At 72.6% G+C, this 19,274-nt stretch carries 13 protein-coding genes and 2 pseudogenes; 3 read left to right on the top strand and 12 right to left on the bottom strand.

Annotation, left to right across the window (positions count from 1 at the left end):
• Positions 1-590: 590 nt before the first annotated feature.
• Both tyrS and EMA17_RS36125 read right to left on the bottom strand, forming a co-directional pair.
• Positions 591-1,868 (bottom strand): tyrosine--tRNA ligase, encoded by a 1,278-nt coding sequence (gene tyrS, locus EMA17_RS36130; protein WP_126641394.1) that lies wholly within the window; start codon positions 1,866-1,868, stop codon positions 591-593.
• Between the two features lie 147 nt (positions 1,869-2,015).
• A pseudogene (locus EMA17_RS36125) lies at positions 2,016-2,663 on the bottom strand (DNA-3-methyladenine glycosylase); the annotation flags it as partial.
• A gap of 93 nt (positions 2,664-2,756) precedes the next feature.
• On the opposite strand from EMA17_RS36125, the gene EMA17_RS36120 reads away from it, so the two are divergent.
• Positions 2,757-3,542: a sporulation protein gene (locus EMA17_RS36120; protein ID WP_126641393.1), complete on the top strand. Its 786-nt coding sequence runs from the start codon at positions 2,757-2,759 to the stop codon at positions 3,540-3,542.
• Between the two features lie 58 nt (positions 3,543-3,600).
• On the opposite strand, the gene EMA17_RS36115 is transcribed toward EMA17_RS36120, so the two are convergent.
• Positions 3,601-5,067, bottom strand: a complete 1,467-nt coding sequence (locus EMA17_RS36115) for a hypothetical protein (protein ID WP_126641392.1) — start codon at positions 5,065-5,067, stop codon at positions 3,601-3,603.
• Between the two features lie 485 nt (positions 5,068-5,552).
• On the opposite strand from EMA17_RS36115, the gene EMA17_RS36110 reads away from it, so the two are divergent.
• Complete coding sequence (locus EMA17_RS36110; protein ID WP_126641391.1) at positions 5,553-6,095, top strand: YbhB/YbcL family Raf kinase inhibitor-like protein; 543 nt, start codon at positions 5,553-5,555, stop codon at positions 6,093-6,095.
• A 232-nt stretch (positions 6,096-6,327) separates the two neighbouring features.
• A complete protein-coding gene (locus EMA17_RS36105; RefSeq protein ID WP_126641390.1) occupies positions 6,328-6,855 on the top strand; it encodes an HNH endonuclease in 528 nt (175 codons plus the stop codon).
• Between the two features lie 132 nt (positions 6,856-6,987).
• Here EMA17_RS36105 and EMA17_RS36100 read toward each other — a convergent pair whose 3' ends face one another.
• From EMA17_RS36100 to EMA17_RS36060, 9 genes and pseudogenes are all read right to left on the bottom strand, one after another.
• Positions 6,988-8,544, bottom strand: coding sequence for a peptidase MA family metallohydrolase (locus tag EMA17_RS36100; RefSeq protein WP_126641389.1), 1,557 nt, complete (start codon positions 8,542-8,544; stop codon positions 6,988-6,990).
• Between the two features lies 1 nt (position 8,545).
• Complete coding sequence (locus EMA17_RS36095; RefSeq protein WP_126641388.1) at positions 8,546-10,717, bottom strand: gluzincin family metallopeptidase; 2,172 nt, start codon at positions 10,715-10,717, stop codon at positions 8,546-8,548.
• 147 nt (positions 10,718-10,864) lie between these two features.
• Entirely contained in the window at positions 10,865-12,301 is a 1,437-nt protein-coding gene (locus EMA17_RS36090; protein WP_126641387.1) for a hypothetical protein, read from the bottom strand.
• A 65-nt stretch (positions 12,302-12,366) separates the two neighbouring features.
• Positions 12,367-13,332 carry a metallophosphoesterase family protein gene (locus tag EMA17_RS36085; protein ID WP_126641386.1) on the bottom strand — a complete coding sequence of 322 codons (966 nt, stop codon included), beginning with the start codon at positions 13,330-13,332 and terminating at the stop codon, positions 12,367-12,369.
• Between the two features lie 165 nt (positions 13,333-13,497).
• Complete coding sequence (locus EMA17_RS36080; RefSeq protein WP_126641385.1) at positions 13,498-15,009, bottom strand: cobyric acid synthase; 1,512 nt, start codon at positions 15,007-15,009, stop codon at positions 13,498-13,500.
• Positions 15,010-15,073: 64 nt separating this feature from the next.
• Positions 15,074-16,066: a cobalamin biosynthesis protein gene (locus tag EMA17_RS36075; RefSeq protein ID WP_126641384.1), complete on the bottom strand. Its 993-nt coding sequence runs from the start codon at positions 16,064-16,066 to the stop codon at positions 15,074-15,076.
• A gap of 533 nt (positions 16,067-16,599) precedes the next feature.
• Positions 16,600-16,983, bottom strand: a complete 384-nt coding sequence (locus EMA17_RS36070; protein WP_126641383.1) for a winged helix-turn-helix transcriptional regulator — start codon at positions 16,981-16,983, stop codon at positions 16,600-16,602.
• Between the two features lie 184 nt (positions 16,984-17,167).
• Positions 17,168-17,938: a sulfite exporter TauE/SafE family protein gene (locus EMA17_RS36065; protein WP_126641382.1), complete on the bottom strand. Its 771-nt coding sequence runs from the start codon at positions 17,936-17,938 to the stop codon at positions 17,168-17,170.
• 360 nt (positions 17,939-18,298) lie between these two features.
• Positions 18,299-19,213 (bottom strand): annotated as a pseudogene (locus EMA17_RS36060) (SPFH domain-containing protein); the annotation flags it as partial.
• Positions 19,214-19,274 lie beyond the last annotated feature (61 nt).

The following is a 19,274-nucleotide window of genomic DNA, read 5'->3' as shown; positions in this document are numbered from 1 at the left end:
CGTCCGTTCCCGCTGCCTTCCGCTTTCGAAACTTTCGTTTCTCCGCTTCCGGCCCGGCGAGCTTAGCAGACCCGTTTTCCCGCCTCCACCGACCCCGCTTGATCAATCCTGCGGTGCCGGCGACTTGCGAGCCGCGCGTCTTGCTCCGGATCTCTCCGGTGCTCGATGCCTCAACCTTAGCAGGTTTCGGCGGTATTTCCGAACCACATTCACGGAATGTGATTTCCAGTAATAAATGGCAGCACAAATAAAACCCCCGGAATTTGGATGATCAAATTCCGCGTGTTTCACAAGGACTGTCTCGATCACTGGTGCTGCTGGTTCACACCCATGGAGACACCACAGGCACGGCGCAGCCGAAGGCTGTCCGTGGCCGGATCGATCGTTTGGGGTATGAGTCGCGGTGGGATCGGCCATCGCGCCGGTGTTGGGGGCGCGCCTGTCCGGATCTCCCGAAGTAGCGACTCGTACGAGTTTAAACCACCCTCTTGGACGGGTCAAGCCGATCCCCTATACCCAGTGGAACGGGTCGGGAACCGGCTTGACGCGTCTTCCGAGCGAACAGCTGGTGAACCATCAACTGCCGTGTGTCAGGCGGTGATCTCCGCCGCTGCGAGGTTGCGCTTGCCGCGGCGCAGGAGGGCCCAGCGACCGTGCAGCAGGTCGGTCGCGCCGATCACCGCGTCCTCGTCGGCCACCTTCACGTTGTTGAGGTAGGCGCCACCCTCCTTGATGGTGCGCCGAGCGCCGCCCTTGCTGGGGGCGAGGCCGGTGGCCACCAGGGCGTCGACCACGGTCGGGCCCTCGGAGAGCCGTGCGCCGGGGAGTTCCGCCACGGCCGAGCGCAGTGTGGGCTCGTCGAGCGCGGTCAGGTCGCCCTGGCCGAACAGCGCCTTGCTCGCCTCGACGACCGCGGCGCACTGTTCGACGCCGTGGACCATCGTGGTCAACTCCTCGGCGAGCGCGCGTTGGCCGATGCGGGCGGCGGGGCGTTCCTCGCCGTCTCGCTCCAGGCCCTCGATCTCCTCGCGCGAGCGGAAGCTGAACGTACGCAGGTAGCGCGACACGTCGCGGTCGTCCGCGCCGAGCCAGAACTGGTAGAAGGCGTACGGCGTGGTCAGCTCGGGGTCGAGCCAGACCGTGCCGCCCTCGGTCTTGCCGAACTTGGTGCCGTCGGCCTTGGTGAGCAGGTTCGTGGTCAGCGCGTGCGCCTGGCCGTGCGGTTCGTTGCCGGTGATCCGTCGGATCAGGTCCAGGCCGGCGGTGATGTTGCCCCACTGGTCGCTGCCGCCGATCTGCAGCGTGCAGCCGTGCCGTCGGTACAGCTCGACGAAGTCGTAGGACTGGAGCAGCACGTAGCTGAACTCGGTGTAGCTCATCCCCTCGCCGGCGAGCCGGGACTTCACCGTCTCGCGCGCGAGCATCTGGTTGACGCTGAAGTGCTTGCCCACGTCGCGCAGGTACTCGACGATGCTCAACTGCGAGATCCAGTCGTGGTTGTTCGCCATCACCGCGGTGTTCGGCTCGTCGCCCTCGAAGTCGAGGAACGCGGAGAGCTGGCCGCGGATCCGGTCGGTCCAGCCCACGACGGTGGTGACCTCGTTCATCGCGCGTTCGGCCGACGGCTTGGGGTCGCCGATCAGTCCGGTGGCACCGCCGACCAGGGCGATCGGGCGGTGGCCGAAGAGCTGGAGCCGGCGCAGCGTGAGCACCTGGGTGAGGTGCCCGACGTGCAGGCTGGCCGCGGTCGGGTCGAACCCGCAATACGCCGTGACGGGACCGTCCGCGAACGCCTTCTTGAGCGCGTCCTCGTCGGTGGTCTGGGCCAGCAGGCCCCGCCACCGCAGCTCGTCGACGATGTCCGTCACAGTGCCTGGTCTCCTCGGTAGGTGGAGTGGTGTGGGTCAATGGTGCGGGTCGGTGGTGCGACCGGTGGTGCCAGGGTGCCCGACGCTCCGCCCTCGACGCCAACCGCTTTGCGCCGCATCGCCCGCGGCGGACGGCTCGGCGGGCTTCGTGGTGCGCTTGCGGGGCTGGTGGGCCCGGTACGGGCTGACCGTCGGGTCGCCGGCGATGTGGAAGCGCCAGGGCTGGGTCGCTCCGCCGCCGCCGACGCCGGTGCGCGGGCCGGTGCGGATCGCGGTGCGCGGGGGCGGGGTGCCGTACAGGACGCGGACCGGGCCGGCCGGGTCGCAGACGTCGACGCCGTCCTGGGTGCGGTCGAAGGCCAGGGCCGTGGCGAGGCGGGCGGGGCCGCCGGCGAGGTCGGTGTCCTTGCGGGAGGTCGGGCGGCGGGCGCGGGCCAGCGCGAGGCCGGTGGTGATCTCGCCGCCGCGCAGCAATACCCCGGAGGCGCGGCCGGGTGGGCCGCAGACCAGGTTCGCGCAGTAGTGCATGCCGTAGGTGAAGTACACGTACAGGTGTCCCGGCGGGCCGAACATCGTCGCGTTGCGGGCGGTTCGGCCGCGGAAGGCGTGGGAGCCGGGGTCGTTGGCGCCGTCGTACGCCTCGACCTCGGTCAGCCGCAGTTCGACCGGGCCCGCCTCGGTCTCGTGGACCACGGTGCGGCCGAGCAGGTCGGCGGCGACGGCGAGGACCGGGCGGTCGAAGAACGAGCGTGGCAGCGGAGCGGTGGGGCCCGCGGCGGCGGTGGGAGCACGCATGGGGAGCCAGCTTACGGCCGGTCGTGCGTGATGGAATGGCCCGGCGTAACGATTCCGCACGGCGGAGGTCGTGTGGGAAGGGGAGGAGACCCGATGGTTTTCAAGAAGCTGATGGCGAGCATGGGCGCGGGCGGTGCCTCGGTGGAGACCGAGCTGCACGCGGCCGAGACCACGCCCGGCGGCGTGGTCGAGGGTCGGATCCGGATCCTGGGCGGCAAGGTCGACCAGGAGATCGAGGGACTGTTCGTCGGCTTCCAGGCCGTGGTCGAGGTGGAGACCCAGGACGGCGAGCAGCGGCGCAACGTGGAGTTCGGTCGGCAGCAGGTCGGCGGCGCGTTCACACTGCGCGAGGGCGCCGCGCACGACCTGGACTTCCGGCTGCCGGTGCCGTGGGAGGCGCCGCTGACCACGTTCCGGGGGGTGCCCCTGCGCGGTACCACCGTCGGGGTGCGCACCGAGTTGGCCATCGACCGCGCGATCGACAAGGGCGACCTGGACCCGGTCGCGGTGGGCGCGTTTCCGGCACAGGCGTTGATCCTGGACGCGTTCGGGAACCTGGGCTTCCACTTCCGGGCCGCCGACCTCGAACTGGGGCACATTCGGGGCACCGATCAGCGGCTGCCGTTCTATCAGGAGATCGAGTTCACCCCGCCGCAGGCGTACGCGCGCGGGATCAACGAGGTGGAACTGACCTTCGTATCCGGTGAGCACCGGACCGAAGTGATCCTGGAGATCGACAAGAAGGGTGGCGCGCTCTCGGGTGGGAGCGACGCGATCCGGCGCTTCACCGTCGAGCACGCGGGCGCGCACCAGACCGATTGGCACGCCTACCTGCACGGCTGGTTCCAGGAACTGGGGCAGCGTCGGGGCTGGTTCTAGGCGTCGCGGGCCGGGGCGGTACCGGGTTCCGGATCGGGTGAGCGGGTGCCGGGCCGGGTCAGGCGTCCAGGAGGGCGTGTACCCGGGCCGCCCAGTCCGCCTCGAACTCGGCTCGGGGCAGGCCGGTGGCCCGGTCGAGCGCGGCGTCCACGGCCGCGGGGGCCGGGTCGGCGTAGACGGCGGTGACGAAGCCGTACACGGCCTGGGTGCCGCCGATTTCCTCGATCCGGCGGATGGCCAGGTGCGCCAGCTCGTACGCGGCGGCGTTGCCGACGGTGTCGGCCTGGTACAGCTCGTTGTCCGTGGGCAGCTTGCCGGTGAAGCGGTTGCCGGCGATGTAGGTCCTGGCCTCGTACAGCTCGTCGGTGCCGAGCAGGGTGTGTCCGCGCAGGGACAGCCAGTCGGCGAAACCCTCGACGACCCAGACGGGTTGGTCCTGGTTCGGCACCTCGTTGCGCAGCGGGGTGACCAGGGCGTGTGCCATCTCGTGCCGCAGCAGTTCGCCGAGTCGGCGCGGGTTGGGCGAGGTGAACCAGCCCGACGTGGTGTCCAGGACTATCCGCGAGCCGCCGAAGTGGCCCTTGCCGTCCGGGCCGATGGTGCGCAGGGCGTAGGTGAGGCCGGATTCCTCGCCGTGTTCGCCGGTGCGGCCGCCGTAGAGCCGGTAGAACGTGTCGCGGTCGGCGACGGGGACGATCACGAACCCGGGGGCGGTGCCGGACGGGCCGCCGTCGGCCCACGTGTCGATGTCGGCGCGCGCGGCCTCCTCGGCGGCGTCGGCGAGGCGGTCGGCGCCCCGGGCGGTGGCCGGGCCGGCGAGGACCACCACGTGTTCGCGACGGACCACGGTCAGGTCGGCGTGGTCCCAGGGGGCGGGATAGTCGCGGGCGTAGGCGTAGCCGGCCCCTTCGTAGGGGGTGCCGTCCACGCCCGTGATCCGCAACGGCGCGCCGGGGGCGTCCCGGACGACGGTCCAGCGGTAGCCCTCGCCGACGGTGGCGGTGTCGGCGCGGGAGATGCGGTGGTCGAAGGAGACGTCCACGTAGGCGGTGATCCGGTCGTCGATCGCGGGCATCGTCTGCACGGTCTCGACGCGATATCCGATCTGGTCGAAGGACACCAGGGCCAGGTTGCGGAGCAGCCGCTGTTGGCCGCCGACCAGGTCGGGGACGTCCGGGTCGAGGTCGACGGTGAACGCGGGTTCGTCCTGGGCCAGGATCGCCGCGGTGCGCCGGTCGGCGATGGCCTGGATGTCCGCCGTGGCGATGGTCGGCCCGTGCGCGGGGGCCATCGGCGTGGCGGTGCCGGGGCGCGGGGCGCCGAGCGCGCCGTCGGCGGCGTGGGGCTTGGCGCTGCCCGGTCCGCCGAGGGTGACGCCGAAGGCGATCAGCGCGGCGAGGGCCAGCGCGAGCGCGAGCAGGGGGGCGGCGAGGCGACGGACGGCGGAGCGGGGACGGGCCGGGGCCGCGGGGTGGAGCGGTGCGGAGGCCGGGGGTACGGCGGCGGGTATGGCGGTGGCCGACACGGGAGCGTCAGGCGGGGATGCCTCGGCCGGAGGTGTCTCGGCCGGGGACCCCTGGTTCGATATTCGGCTGCCGGGTATCGCGGCGAATTCGGAGATCCCGCGATCCTCCGCCGTGACACCGTCCGCGGGCGCACGGTCTTCGGCGGGATCGTCCGTGCTCGGTCGATCCGCGCCCCCGCCATCCGCCGTCCCGTCCCCCGGCTCCGCGGGCGGGGCCGGCTCGGCGCGGGAGGCCGGCTCGGCGCCCGTGGTCGGCTCCGCCCCGACGGGCGGGTCGGTGGGTGTGGCGGATGAGGCGTCGTCGGTGGCGTCGCCGGTTTCGTGCCTCGGCTCGGTCACGCCGGATGCCTCCCCCCTGTTGCCCCCTGTTGGCGCGAGGATACCTACGCGATCTTCGCCGGTTTCGCGGACGGTGAGAATAGGCTCGTCCGAACGAGGCGTTCGGCAGCCGGCCGGGCGCCGGTGCGCACGATTCGGAGTCTCGCGTGTCCGAGCCCACCAAGCCGCCGTTGCCGTACGAGTACCTGCCCGCGAAGCCCACCTTCACGCTCACGAGTGCGGATCTGACGGACGGACGGGTTCTGCCGACCGCACAGGTCAGCGGCGTCATGGGTGCGGGCGGCGAAGACCTCTCGCCGCAGTTGTCCTGGTCCGGCTTCCCGACCGGCACCAAGAGCTTCGCCGTGACCTGCTTCGATCCGGACGCGCCCACCCACAGCGGCTTCTGGCATTGGGTGGTGGTCGACGTCCCGGCGACGGTGACCGAACTGGCGAGCGGCGCGGGCGCGAGTGACGGCAAGGCGCTGCCGGCCGGCGCGTTCCACGTGCGCAACGACACCGGTGGCCCGGGCTACGTGGGCGCGGCGCCGCCGGAGGGCCACTACCCGCACCGGTACGTCTTCACGGTGCACGCGCTGGACGTGGCCGAGCTCGGCGTGGACGAGACGGCGACGCCCGCGTTCGTGGGGTTCAACCTGTTCGCGCACACCCTCGCGCGCGCCGTGCTGGTGTCCACGTACGCCCGCTGAGCCGCGTCCGACCGTGTGAAAGCGGAATCTCGTCCGGTAATTGCGTTGTCCCGATGATCGCCCGAACGGCACAGTGGTCGAGTTGTCCGTACTGACGGTTCGTCGAGTCGAAGGGTGCGCATGAGCGTCGCGGCACCGCCCCAAAGCTGAGCGCGTGATCGCGCCCGGTCGGTTCGGTGCGCGTTCGAATGTGCTCGCTCGTCCCCTCGTCGACCAGGTGAGGGGAGGTCGCATGCGGGAGACGTTGGTGCTGAACGCGACGTATCAGCCGCTGGCGACGGTGTCGTTCAAGCGCGCGCTCGTGTTGGTACTGCAGGAGAAGGCGGTCGTCGAGCATGTCGATCCCGGCCGGGTGGTACGGGCCGCGACCGTGGAGATCCCGCTGCCCCGGGTGATCAGGTTGCTCAAGTTCGTTCGGGTGCCGTTCCGACAACAGGCCGCGTGGTCGCGCCGGGGTGTGCTGCTTCGGGACAACCGGCGCTGCGCGTACTGCGGTGGGCGCGCGACCACGGTGGACCACGTGCTGCCTCGTTCCCGCGGTGGGGCCGACTCGTGGCTGAATACCGTCGCCGCGTGCGGGAGCGACAACCAGCGCAAGGCGGCGCGGACGCCGGCGGAGGCCGGGATGCGGCTGTTGTTCCAGCCGTACGAGCCGTCGGCGACCCGGGCCCTGGTGCTCGCGTTCGGCGTGGCGAGCGTCGAGGGCGCGCAGTGGCTGGCCGAGCCGGTGCGGCCGCCGGCGCTGGCGATGGGGGCCTGATCGGGCGCACGGGTCGAGCGCCGGGAATCCGGGGCTTCGGGCTTGGGAGTCGGGGCGAGTGTGCGGAAGCCGTCGGGGGTTGGTTCCCCCGGCGGCTTCCGGCGTTCGGGCCCGGCCTTCGTCGCGGCCCCGTCAGACCGTTTTGCGGACCCAGGCCGCCCAGTCGGCGCGCAGGCGATCCGGGGACGGGCCGAAGCTCGCGGTCAGTGTCTCGTCGATGTCGGCGTGTCGGCCGGCCAGGGCATCGGTGAAGAAGGCGCAGACGCGCTCCGCGCCGTACGTCCGGGCCAGGTATCGCACCATCAGGTGGGCCAGGTTGTAGGCGTTTTCGACCCGGTCCTCGTCGGCGGTGTCGAAGTCCTCGTCGGCGGGCAGCGCGCCGGTGAACCCGCCCCGGTCGATCAGCGCGCGGATGTTCGTGGTGATCTCGCGCGCGAGCGGTCGGTCGGCCTCGGCCTGCCAGTCGGCGAAGCCCTCGGCCAGCCAGGTGGGCAGGGTCGTGGTGACGCCCGGCCGGGCCAGCGGGGCGATCAGGGCGTGGGTCATCTCGTGCCGCAGCAGGATCGGCGCGAACGCCGCGTCGCCGGCGAGTTGTTCGTCGTCCACGACCATGCGGACCCCGCCGACGAACCGGTCGGTGCCGGGCATGGACAACGCGTATCCCGCCGCCCAGTCCTGGATCTCGCTGCTGCTGTAGAGCTTGCCGAAGGAGGTTCGGGACGAGGTCAGCACGAGGGCAAAGCCGGGCGAGGTGCCGGCGCCGCCCTTCCAGGCGCCGAGCGTGTACACGGCGGCCTGCTCGGCCAGGTCCGCGTTCCGGCGCAGCGCGCTCGCGTTCTGCTTCGGGCCCATCACCACGACGTGCGTGCGGCGTTCGACCTGGAGGTCCCACAGGTCCCAGGCGGCCGGGTAGCCGGCGAACCCGCCGTTGGTGTCCGCGTCGGCGGCGCCGTCCAGGCCGATCAGCGTGCAGCGGTCGGTGGGGTCGGCGCAGCGCGCCTTCCAGGTGTAGGTCTCCGGGACGCGGCCCACGTCGACGCCGGTGATCGTGTGCTCGAAGGCCACGTTCACGCTGATCGTCACCGGCCAGGCGGCGGGGGTGCCGGCCCGCCCCGGGGCGGAGCCGTCGGCGGTGACCACCTTCCTGTCGCCGCCGCGGGCGACCCAGCGGGCGGCGTCGAACGGGATCTTGCGCAGGTTGCCGAAGAGCCGCCGCTGGCCGTCGACGAGGGCCCGGTCCTGCTGGTCGACGGGGGCGAGGAAGGCCGCCTCGTCGCCCTGTTCGAAGGCGGCCGTGCGGGTGTCGGCGAGCGCTTGGAGGCGGAAGAACACGCGTGTGTCGATCCGGTCCGAGGGCCACGTGTCCTCGGTCGTCGGGGCGCCGGGGCCGGGCCCGCGCGCGGAGTCGGCGGCCGGGGCGGGCGCCGGGGGCGGGCCGGCGTGGGTCGGATCTTCGGCGCCGAGCAGGCGGTCGGCGCTGTCCAGGCCGGCGGGTCGGCCGGCGACCGCGGTCGTACCGATCAGGAAGGCCAGCGAGACCAGCGCGCCGAGCAGGGCGACGCAGATCGCCCACGGTCGGGAGCGGCGGGGTTCGACGGCGTTCGGCCACGGCCCGTACGGGTCGTGGGGGGCCGGGAGGATCCGGGGGGCCTGTTCGTCTCGAGGGTTCGGGGGGTCCTGGGGGTGCACGTCAGTTGCCCACCTTGGCCTTGACGTACTTGGCCCAGTTGCTTTCGAAGGTGTCCCGGTCCAGACCGGTGGCCTCCTTGAGCGCGGCGTCGATCGCGGCCGGGGTCGGATCCTTGTACACCGCGACGACGAACTCGTCGGCCTTGGCGACGCCGTACTTCTCCGCGATGTAGCGGATCGTCAGCATGCTGTAGTGGTAGGCGACCATCGAGGTCTTGGCGTCGGGCGAGTTGACGTCGGCGTCGGTGGGCAACTTGCCCGAGAACTTGCCCGCGCGGACCTGCTCGCGCGCGGTCGGCTGGAACCATTCGGACAGCGAGAGGTCGGTCCAGGCGAGGTATTCGGCGAAGCCTTCCGAGACCCACAGCGGCGGCCCCTCGCCGCCGCGCTCGAACTCGGCGACCATCGCGTGGCCGAGTTCGTGCCGGATCAGGTGTGTCTGCTGCTCGCCGTCGTTCTTGGCGAACATCTCGTCCGAGCCGTCCAGGGTGATCCGGCTGCCGGCCATCGGTTGGTCGCGGCCCATCGTGGGGCGCGCGGGCGGCATGGTGCGGCACACGCCGGTGACGTTGGGCAGGTCGTTGCCCGACAGTGCGCGGATGAAGGTCTCGTGGTCGGGCGTGACGTAGATGACGTAGCGCTGCGGGGTGATCGCCGGGCCCTTCCACACCGCCAGGTTCTTCTTCAGCGCGCTCTCGGCCCGGTCGGCCCAGGCGGCGGCCTTGGCCTTGTTCCCGGCCGGGACGGCGAGCAGGACGTGCGGGCGTTCGATCACCGCGAGTGCGTCCTCGTCCCAGGGGGCGGGGAAGGCGTTGCCGCCGCCGCGGGTCGAGCCGCCGACGATCTTGGTGATCAGCAGCGGGGCGCCGACGGACGCGCGCGAGACGGTCCAGGTGTAGCGCTCGGCGATCGGCTCGCTGTCGACGCCGGTGATCTGGTGGGCGAAGACGACGTTGACGTCGCGGGTGAGCGGGCCGGCGTCGTTCGCGGGCTCGACGGTCGCGGTGGACGGCCGGAACTCGACGCTGGTGAACGGGAACAGCCGCAGGTTCGCGAACAACCGGCGTTGCGCGGTGGCGAGTTCGGGTGCGGCCGGGTCGATTCCGGCGACGAAGCCGTCGACGTTCCCCGACTTCAGGGCCTGGGTACGGCTGTCGGCCAGGCCGGCCAGGTCGGCGGCGGCGATCCGGGTGACCTGGGGCTTGTCCCCGGCCTTGGCCGAGCCGCCGGCGGCCTCCTCCTCGGCGAACGGCGCGGCGGTCGGGGTCGTGGTGGGGTCGAACACGCCGCCGGCGGCGAGGGAGGCGAGCAGGGCGAGGATCGCGAGCACCCCACCGGCCGCGGCCAGGAGGTGACGGCGGGCGTCGCGCCGCTGCCGGTCGGGAGCGGGCAGGAAGGGGAGGGGCCCGTAGGGGCCGGCGGGCGCCGGGAAGGGGGGCGCCTCGGGGGTGGGCGGTATCGCTCCCGAGGCGTTGCCGGTGGGGGCGGCGTCGGCGTCGAGGGGCGGGGGGCCGGCGGCTGTCGCGACGGCGGACGCCGGCGCGGTCGTCGGCGGGGCCGAGTCGAACGAGGCGACGGGCACCGGGTGTGTGGGCGCCGCGCCGCCGATCACCGGCACCACGTCCTCGACCGGCCGCCCGGCCACCTCCTCGCCGGTCGCGGATGCGGGCGCGGGCGCGGGTCCGTCGCCGGGTATGGGCGCGAACTCGTCGGCGGGCACGGTGGCACCGGCGGACCCGGTCCCCGGCGCGGCGGCGAGTACGGGTGCGGGCTCGCCGGGGAGTGCGGGTGCGCCCGCCGGCGCGGCGGCGGGCGGGACCGGATCCGGGTCGGGCGAAGTGACGGGTACCGGAGGCGTACCGCCCGCGCCGGCGGGCGCCGGCGCCGCGTTTTCGGGCACCCGCCCGATGGTTGCCTCCGCGCCGGGCGCGGGTTGGTCGGCGGGTATGGGAACGGGCGCGGCGGCGGTCGCCGGCGCGCCCGTGGGTGTGGCCGCGGTTGCCGGCGCGTGGGGAGGTATGGGTGCTTGCTCCTCCGTCGAACGGTCCGGGTTTTCCCGTGCGTCCTCGTTCGTGCCCATGTCCCACCCCGTGGACGGCTGTTCGTGGTCTGCTGTCGTGGTGCCGCGCGGCGGGTGTGTCACGCCGTCGGCGATGTTGGGCATGTCGGACATGCCAGTCCTCCCCTGGACCGCCGGTCCGATGATTCCGCCCCCGGCCCCGGATCGGCGATCCGATCATGTGTTCGCCGAGGCTATCCACGTGCCCGGACAGCCTCGGCAGTGGGGCCCGGTACGGTCACGCGCGGTAGCCGCCGCGGGTCAACCGCCGATCTCGGCCCGTACGTAGTCCGCCCATCCGGCCTCGAACGCAGCGCGCTCCAGCCCGCTCGCCGCCTTGATCGCGGCGTCGAGCGACGCGGGGTTCGCGTACATCGCGACCACGAACCCGTCCGCCTCGGCCGCGCCGTACTTCTCGGCGAGGTACCGGATCGTCAGCATGCTGACGTGGAAGCCCGCCCCGGCGGCCTGATCACCCTTCACATTCGGCAACAGATCGGTGTCGACGGGGAGTTTGCCACTGAACCGGCCGGCCCGCAGCTCGGCCCGGGCCGCGTTCCGGAATCCGTCGTCGCCGGCGAGGTAGTACGCGAAGCCCTCGGAGACCCAGCGCGAACGGCCGCCGCCGCCGATCAACGACGATTGCGCGAACTGCGCCACCATGGCCTGGGCCAGTTCCCGGCGGATCAGGCCGATGCCGGTGTCCGGGTTCGTCGAGGACGCGAACGCGGTATCGGCGCCGTCGAAGGTGACCCGGGCGCCGACGGGCGACATGCTTCCGCCGCCGGGCCGGGCGGGCGTGACGAGTTCGCAGGAGCCCGTCAGGCCGCCGAGCACGCCGCGGACCGTCTCCCGCTTCGTCGGTACGAAGACCGCGAACCGCCTGGGGGTGATCGCCGGCCCGTGCCACGCCTCGGCGTTGCGCTTCGCCGCGAGTTCGGCGCGATCGGCCCACGCCGCGGCCCGGTCCCGGTCCGTGGCGGCGACCGCGAGCAGGATGTGTTCGCGTTCGACCACGGCGACTTCGTCGCCGTCCCACGCGGCCGGATACCTGATCGGCCGGGTCGGATTCGACGTCGCGTTGCTCCCGACGATCTTGGTGATCCGCACGGGCGCGTCGATCGAGGCCCGGCTCAGCGTCCAGGTGTAGGTCTCGGCGACCGGCTCGCTGTCGATTCCGTCGAGTTGGTGGGAGAACACGATCACCATGTCGTGCGAGTACGCGCCCGCGTCCGCCGCTTGCACCACGTCCAGGCTCGTCGGCGGCAGGAACTCGGCCCCGGCGAACGGGAAAAGCCGCAGGTTGGCGAGCAACCGCCGTTGCCCGGACAGCAGTTCCGTGTTCGCCGGGTCGATCCCGGACACGAACGCGCTCGCGTCGCCGTCCCGGAGCGCCCGGGTGCGGGCGTCGGTGAGGGCCTTGACGTCGGCGCGGGTGATGCGGGTGACGGTGGAGGGCGGTTCCGGGGTTTCGGAGGTCGCGGGCGGCGGGGTGCCGTCGGCGGGGCGTTCGTGCGCGGTCGGGGCCGCGGAGTCGCCGTCGCCGTCGAAGGCGCCGCCGATCGTCAGGGCGCCGGCCACGAGCGCTGCCGTAACGATTCCGCCGACCACCAGGAGCGGTGCGCGGCGACGCCGACGCGCGGCCTCGGTGGGCGCGTCGGCGGTGGGGGTGTCGGACACGTGGTCCCTCTCGTACATCACCCGTCCGGAGGCCGCCCGCATCGGCCCGCATCGGACCGGCTCGATTCGGCTCGGTGATTCGATCATGTGTGCGCGCCGAGGTTATCCACCCTCCCCCGCTTCGTCGAGGCAATACGCTCGGCGCCGGCGGCAGGCCGGGAGCCGGTGGTCGCTTCCACCGTGTCGGGATCGGCGTCGGCCGGCGAGGGCGACGCGGCCGGGTCGAGGAGCAGCCACGAATCGGCGACCCGGTAGCCGGGGACGTCGTGGGACGCCATCGGGTCGGCGGCCACACCCTCGACGCGCGTCACCGAGCCGTCGGGGTGGGCCAGTTCCTCGGTGTACCGGAAGTGCAGGTGGCCGTGCGCGGCGACGGCGGGCCGGTAGGCGTCCACCAGGCGCTGGATCCGGGCCTGGTTCGGCAGGCAGCGTGGTTCGCTCTTGCGGTTGAACTCGGGTGCGGCCCGCAGCGGTTTGTCGTGGGTGAGCAGGACGTCCACCGGCGAGGGGTCGGTCAGGATCGTGTCCACGTCGGCGTCCGTACCCTCCTCCTCCGGGAACCACAGGCTGCCGGCGTGGGTCGGCACCGCGGTGGGCGGGCGACCCGCGCCGACCCGAAAGCCCTCCTTGCGCAGCGCCTTCTCGTACCGCCGCCGCTCCTCGGCCAACCGGCGCTCCCGATCCAGCGACAACGCGCCGCCGAAGGCGAGGAAGTTCGTCCCGCGCCAGGACCAACGATGCCCGCGCGGCGCGTAGCGCACCCGGGGGCGCACGATCACGAACCCCTGCTCGTCCCGGTCGTCGCCGTAGGACTCCATCAGCAGCGAGGACTTGTCGTGGTTTCCGTCCAGGAAGTAGACGTCGACACCACACGAGCGGGCCGAGCGATTGACCGCGTCCAGATACCGGACGCCGGACGGCTCGTGCTCCCAGTAGCCGAAGTCGCCGAGCTGGAACACCAGATCCACGTCGAGCTCGGCGGCGACATCGAGCACACGACGCATGTGCCCGGCGTTCCCGTGCGTGTCCCCGGCCAACAAAACCCGCATCACAGCCCCCCGATCTCTCCACCCCGTCCGCGCCGGACCCCCGAGCCCATCATCGACGATCGACGGAGATCCCGTCCGGGGTATTTCCCCACGGCCGGCGGCGAACGGGGCGAGCGCGCCGGGAGCCCCGCGTGCCGCGGGCCCCGGCCGGTGGATGCCGGGCGCTCAGGCGCCCGGGGGGACGAACGGCAGGGCCGGGGTGGGGCCTCGGGTGATCAGGTGGTCGACCGCGGCGTTGTCCAGGTGGTCGGCGATCAGATCGCCCAGGGCGTCGAGGCGGGACTGGCGGGCGGCTTCGAAGGAGGTGTTCGGGGAGACGACGAAGCGGCGGCCGGATCGGGTGGCGGTTCGGGACAGGAACGTGCGGCGGAAGGCGTCGTTCTCCAGGGCGCCGTGCCACAACGTGCCGGTGATTTCGCCGACTCGGCAACCGTCCAGGGCACCGCCGTCGGCGTCGGTGAACAGCGGCTCGCCTCCCTCGACGTCGACCACGCCGTGGTGGATCTCGTACGCGGTCACCGGCGATCCGTCGGCGTAACCACGCGGCCGGGCCAGGGTCTTGTCGGCGGCGAAGCGTACTCGGACCGGCAGCAGACCCAGACCCGGCACCGTCCCCGCGCGGCTCTCCACGTCGTCGTCGATCTCGCGCCCGAGCATCTGGTAGCCGCCGCAGATGCCCAGGATCGGCCGCCCCTCGGCGGCTCGCCGGGCCAGCGCGGTGTCCAGGCCGCGTTCGCGCAGCCAACCCAGGTCGGCGACGGTCGCCCGGGTGCCGGGCAGCACCACCAGGTCGGCGTCGGCGATCTCGCCGGGCGTGCTCACGAAGCGCACCACCACGCCGGGCTCGACGGAAAGCGCGTCGATGTCGGTGAAGTTGCTGATCCGGGGCAGTCGCACCACCGCGACGCGCAGGACGTCCGGGCCGAGCGGTGGTTCGGCCGTGCCCCGGTCGGCGTCCAGGGCGAGCGAGTCCTCGACGTCCAGCCACAGGCCGCCGAGGAAGGGCAGCACGCCCATGACCGGGCGTCCGGTGAGTTCGCGCATCCGGGTCAGCGCCGGATCCAGCAGGCGCGCGTCGCCGCGAAACTTGTTGATCACGAACCCGCAGACCAGTTCCTGGTCTTCGCGCGAGAGCAGGGCGAGGGTACCGAAGAAGGACGCGAAGATGCCGCCGCGATCGATGTCGCCGACCACGAGGACCGGCAACCGGGCGGCCCGGGCCAGTCCCATGTTGGTGATGTCGCGATCGCGCAGGTTGATCTCGGTCGGACTGCCCGCCCCCTCGCACACCACGACGTCGTGACGCGCCCGCAGATCGGCCAGCGAGTCCAGTACCGCCTCGAACAGACGCGGCTTCAGATCACGGTAGTTCAGCGCCCCGACCTCGGCGATCGGCTTGCCGAGGAGTACCACCTGACTGCTCATCAGGCCGCCGGGCTTGAGCAGTACCGGATTCATCACCGCCTCCGGCTCGATCCGCGCCGCCGCCGCCTGCATCGCCTGGGCGCGACCGATCTCCGCGCCGTCGGCGGTGACCATCGAGTTGAGCGACATGTTCTGCGCCTTGAACGGCGCGACCTTGACCCCCTCGCGGGCCAGCCGCCGACACAGCCCGGCCACCACGACGCTCTTCCCGGCGTCGGAGGTGGTCCCGGCCACCAAAAGCGCGCCGTTCACCGCTTCACCTCCCGAACACGGCGTCCACGACGCCTGGTTGGTACCCGCTCACGAAACCGCACGCTCATCGGACCGCCCTGCCGGTGCGGCGCGCCGCGCGGGCGGCGACCGCGGCGCGGGCGGCCACCGCGCCCACGGCCAGGGCGGCGGCGGCCAGGCCGACCGTCGCCGAGAGGCGGTTGGCGCGCGCTATGTCGGCGGGGACGGGGGGTGGGCCGTCGCCGAGCCGGGGCCGGTCCTCGGTACGGCCGGCATAGACGTTCCGGCCGCCGAGCGTGACATCCAGCGCGCCGGCGGCGGACGCCTCGCAGCGGCCCGCGTTGGGGCTGGGGTGGCTGCCGCCGTCCCGCCGCAACACGGCCCACGCACGGGCTCGATCGCCGCCGACCACGGGGGCCGCCGCCACGGTGAGCAGCCCGGTGAGTCGCGCGGCCGGCCAATTGGCGGCGTCGTCCAGGCGGGCCGAGGCCCAGCCGAAGTTCTCGTGGCGCGGGGTGTGGTGGCCGACCATCGCGTCCAGGGTGTTGATCGCGCGGTAGCCGAGCAGGCCCGGGATGCCCGCGACCGCGCCCCAGAACAACGGCGCCACCACCGCGTCGGACGTGTTCTCCGCCACCGACTCGACCACGGCCCGAGCGATGCCCTTGTCGTCCAGCCGGCTCGGGTCGCGTCCCACCAGGCGCGGCAGCGCGTCCCTGGCGGCGGTCCGGTCGCCGGCCACCAGCGGTGCGGCGATCGCCCGGGCCTCGCGGCGCAGGGTGGTGCCACCGAGCACGGCCCAGGTGCAGCCGGCGGTGGCCAGGACGGTGGCCGCGGGCCGGCCCGCGACGGCCCGACGCACCCCCAGCGCGAGCGCGGTGGTGGCCCCGACGCACAGCGCGCTGTAGGCGACGCCGCGCGCCCGGCTGTCGCCGTGCATGGCCCGCTCCACCCGCCCGGCGAGGATCCCGAAGCCGGCCACGGGATGGCCGCGCTGCGGATCACCGAACGCGAGATCGAGGCCGACGCCCAGGGCCAGGCCGAGGGCGGTGTGGGTCGAAGGTGGGGTCGCGGGCATCCGCGCATCGTTTCACGGCCCTTCGCCCACGCACGCGGTGGCCCGGGGCCGGCGGGTGAAGGCACGCGGACCCCACAGGCGGTGGAGTGCGCGCGGCACCGACAACGGATCATCGGCGCCGAGCCGGCCGCGAGGCAACCCATCCGCGCGCAGCGGGCCGTGGCGCGTGACCCGCGACCATGGCGCACACGACCGGCTCGGCCGTGGACCTCCGTCGGCGACGGAACGGTGATCGGTCGACGCGCAGGCCGTCCGCGCACGGATGGATCGGGGCACACACGACCGGCCCGCGCAGCACCGCCCGTCGGCGACGCCCGTCCGCGACGCGAATCCATCCACACGCGGACGATCGGCGTGCACACGACCCGGCATGCGGATCGGCCGGCCCGGGAGCGGCGGCCGGTCACCACGCCGAACGACCGCACACAGGCGTTCCGGGCGCACACGTACCGGCATCGCGCCCGATCGATGCCCGGGCCCCGTCCCGCGCCGCCCGACGCCCGCGCCGCGCGGTCATGGCGCCGCCCGACGCGTCACGCGTCGAAGCGGCCGCGCGCGTTCTCGATGTGGCTCAGGTTTCGGTGCGTCCAGCCGCACATCGCGTCGACGGTGGCGCGCAGGCCGCGGCCCGGCTCGGTGAGGGTGTACTCGACCCGTGGCGGCACGGTCGGATACACCTTCCGGTCGAGCAGGCCATTGCGTTCCAGCATGCGCAGGTTCTGGGTGAGCATCTTGTGGCTGATGCCCTCCACCTCCGCGCGCAGCTCGCTGAAGCGCAGCGTGCGCTCGCCCAACGCCTCGATGATCAGCAGCGCCCACTTGTTGGCGACGTCGGAGAAGATCTCCCGTGCCAGGGAGTCCGCGCGTCGCAGGTCCGCGTCCTCGGGCAGGCCCACGAGTTGCTGCTTGGTCCCCATCTGGTTCCCCAGTCACCGAAAAGTGCGTTCTTCCAGGTCAGCACTCACTCTCCTACAGTTCCCGAGTAACCACAAGAGAGCACGACGAAGGGGCCGTGCACCATGACCCCCGGCATCGACACCGACGTCTTCGACCGCCCCCGCGCGCGAGCGGCCCGCTCCCGCCGTCGGTCCGGGCCTCCCGCTACAGCAGCAGCCGGATCACCGCCACCGAGCCGACCACCACGATCACCGCCCGAAGGACCGTCGGCGGGAGCTTGCGGCCGACCTTGGCGCCTATCTGGCCGCCGATCACCGAGCCCAGGGCGATCAGCAGGACCACCCACCACGCGACGTCGGCGACGACCATGAACAGGATGGCCGCGACGCCGTTGACGACGGCGGCGAGTACGTTCTTGACCGCGTTCATCCGCTGGAGGTTCTCGGCGATGAACACGCCGAACAGGGCGAGCAGCAACACCCCCTGGGCGGCGCCGAAGTAGCCGCCGTAGATGCCGGTGGCGAAGACGGCCACCCACAGCAGCGGGCCGCCGTGGCGCGGGCCCTCCCCGGATGTGCCGTTCTCGGCGCGGCGGGCGGCGAGGCTCCGGGCCAGGCGGGGTTGCAGGACCACCAGCACCAGGGCGATCACGATCAGGACCGGGACGATCGCCTTGAACGCCCCCGCCGGCAGCGTGAGCAGCAGGATCGCGCCGGTGATGCCGCCGAGCAGGGAGGCCAGGCCCAGACGGAGCAGGCGCGGGCGCTGGCCGGCGAGTTCGCGGCGGTAGCCGATGGCGCCGCTGATCGAGCCGGGGACCAGGCCGATGGTGTTCGACACGTTCGCGGTCACCGGCGAGTAGCCGAAGCCGAGCAGCACGGGGAAGGTGATCAGGGTGCCGGATCCGACCACCGTGTTGATCCCGCCGGCCGCGATGCCCGCGGCGAAGATCGCCAGTGCTTCCCACCAGCTCATGCCCATCGTGCCCACCCGCTTCGCCGCGATGACCGTGGCGCCGGGAGGACTGCGCCGGTCCCCCGTGGCCGTGACGCGACGATCATCGCAGCAGGCGGTGCGGCCTCAGCGCGGTGGGCGGTGGCCACGCTCGATGTGCGGCGGCTCCACGTCGCCGGCGGGCGCGCCGCCACGACGCGGCGGGTCGATCGGCGGGGCCGGGACGGTCGGCGGCTCGGCGGGCGGGCGCGGCGCCGACGGGGCTCCGTTCCCGGCCGGCTGCTTGCGTACCGGGGCGGGCGGGCCGGAGATCGGCCCGATCGGGGACGGCGGGCCGGCGGAGGGTGTGGCCGAACCGGGCCAGGCCGGCTCCTCCTCGAGCGGCAACCGCGGCACGCGGTGTGCCGGGCCGGAACCGTTCGGCGACAGGTTGCCGACCGCGTCGCCGATGCCCTCCAGCGCGCGGGTGACCTCGCTGGGCAGGATCCACAGCTTGTTCGAGCTGCCCTCGGCGATCCTCGGCAACATCTGGAGGTATTGGTAGGCCAGCAGCTTGTTGTCGACCTCGCCCGCGTGGATCGCCTCGAAGACGGTCTCGATCGCGCGCGCCTCGCCCTCGGCGCGGATCACCGCGGCCTGCCGCTCACCCTCGGCGCGCAGCACGGCGGCTTCCTTGTCGCCCTCGGCGGTGAGCACCTGCGAGCGCTGGTGGCCCTCGGCGGTCAGGATCGCCGCGCGCTTGTCCCGCTCGGCGCGCATCTGCTTCTCCATCGAGTCCTGGATGGAGGGCGGCGGCTCGATCGCCTTGAGCTCGACCCGGTTGACCCGGATACCCCAGCGTCCGGTCGCCTCGTCGAGTACGCCGCGCAGACCCGCGTTGATCTCCTCGCGCGAGGTGAGCGTCTGTTCGAGGTCCATGCCACCGATGATGTTGCGCAGCGTGGTGATGGTCAGCTGCTCGATCGCCTGGATGTAGTTGGCGATCTCGTAGGTGGCCGCGCGCGGGTCGGTGACCTGGAAGTAGATGACGGTGTCGATCTGGACGACCAGGTTGTCCTCTGTGATCACCGGTTGCGGCGGGAACGGGACGACCTGTTCGCGCAGGTCGATCATCTGCCGGATCCGGTCGATGAACGGCACGAGGATGTTGAGTCCGGCGTGCAGAGTGCGGGTGTAGCGCCCGAAACGCTCCACGATGGCGGCGCTCGCCTGGGGGATCACCTTGACCGTCTTGACCAGGGCGACGACCACCAGCAGTACGAGTACGACCAGAACGATGACGGCGGTGGCCTTCACGATCTCTCCCGAGGTCCTGCGTGCCTGCGGCTGCCTGCGAATTTCGAGGCTGGTTCGAGCC

Origin of the sequence: Embleya hyalina (assembly GCF_003967355.1) — a bacterium.
GTDB classification, from domain to species: Bacteria; Actinomycetota; Actinomycetes; order Streptomycetales; family Streptomycetaceae; genus Embleya; species Embleya hyalina.
The sequence above is the reverse complement of the archived record's forward strand: the minus strand, read 5'-3'. Positions and strand labels throughout refer to the sequence as shown.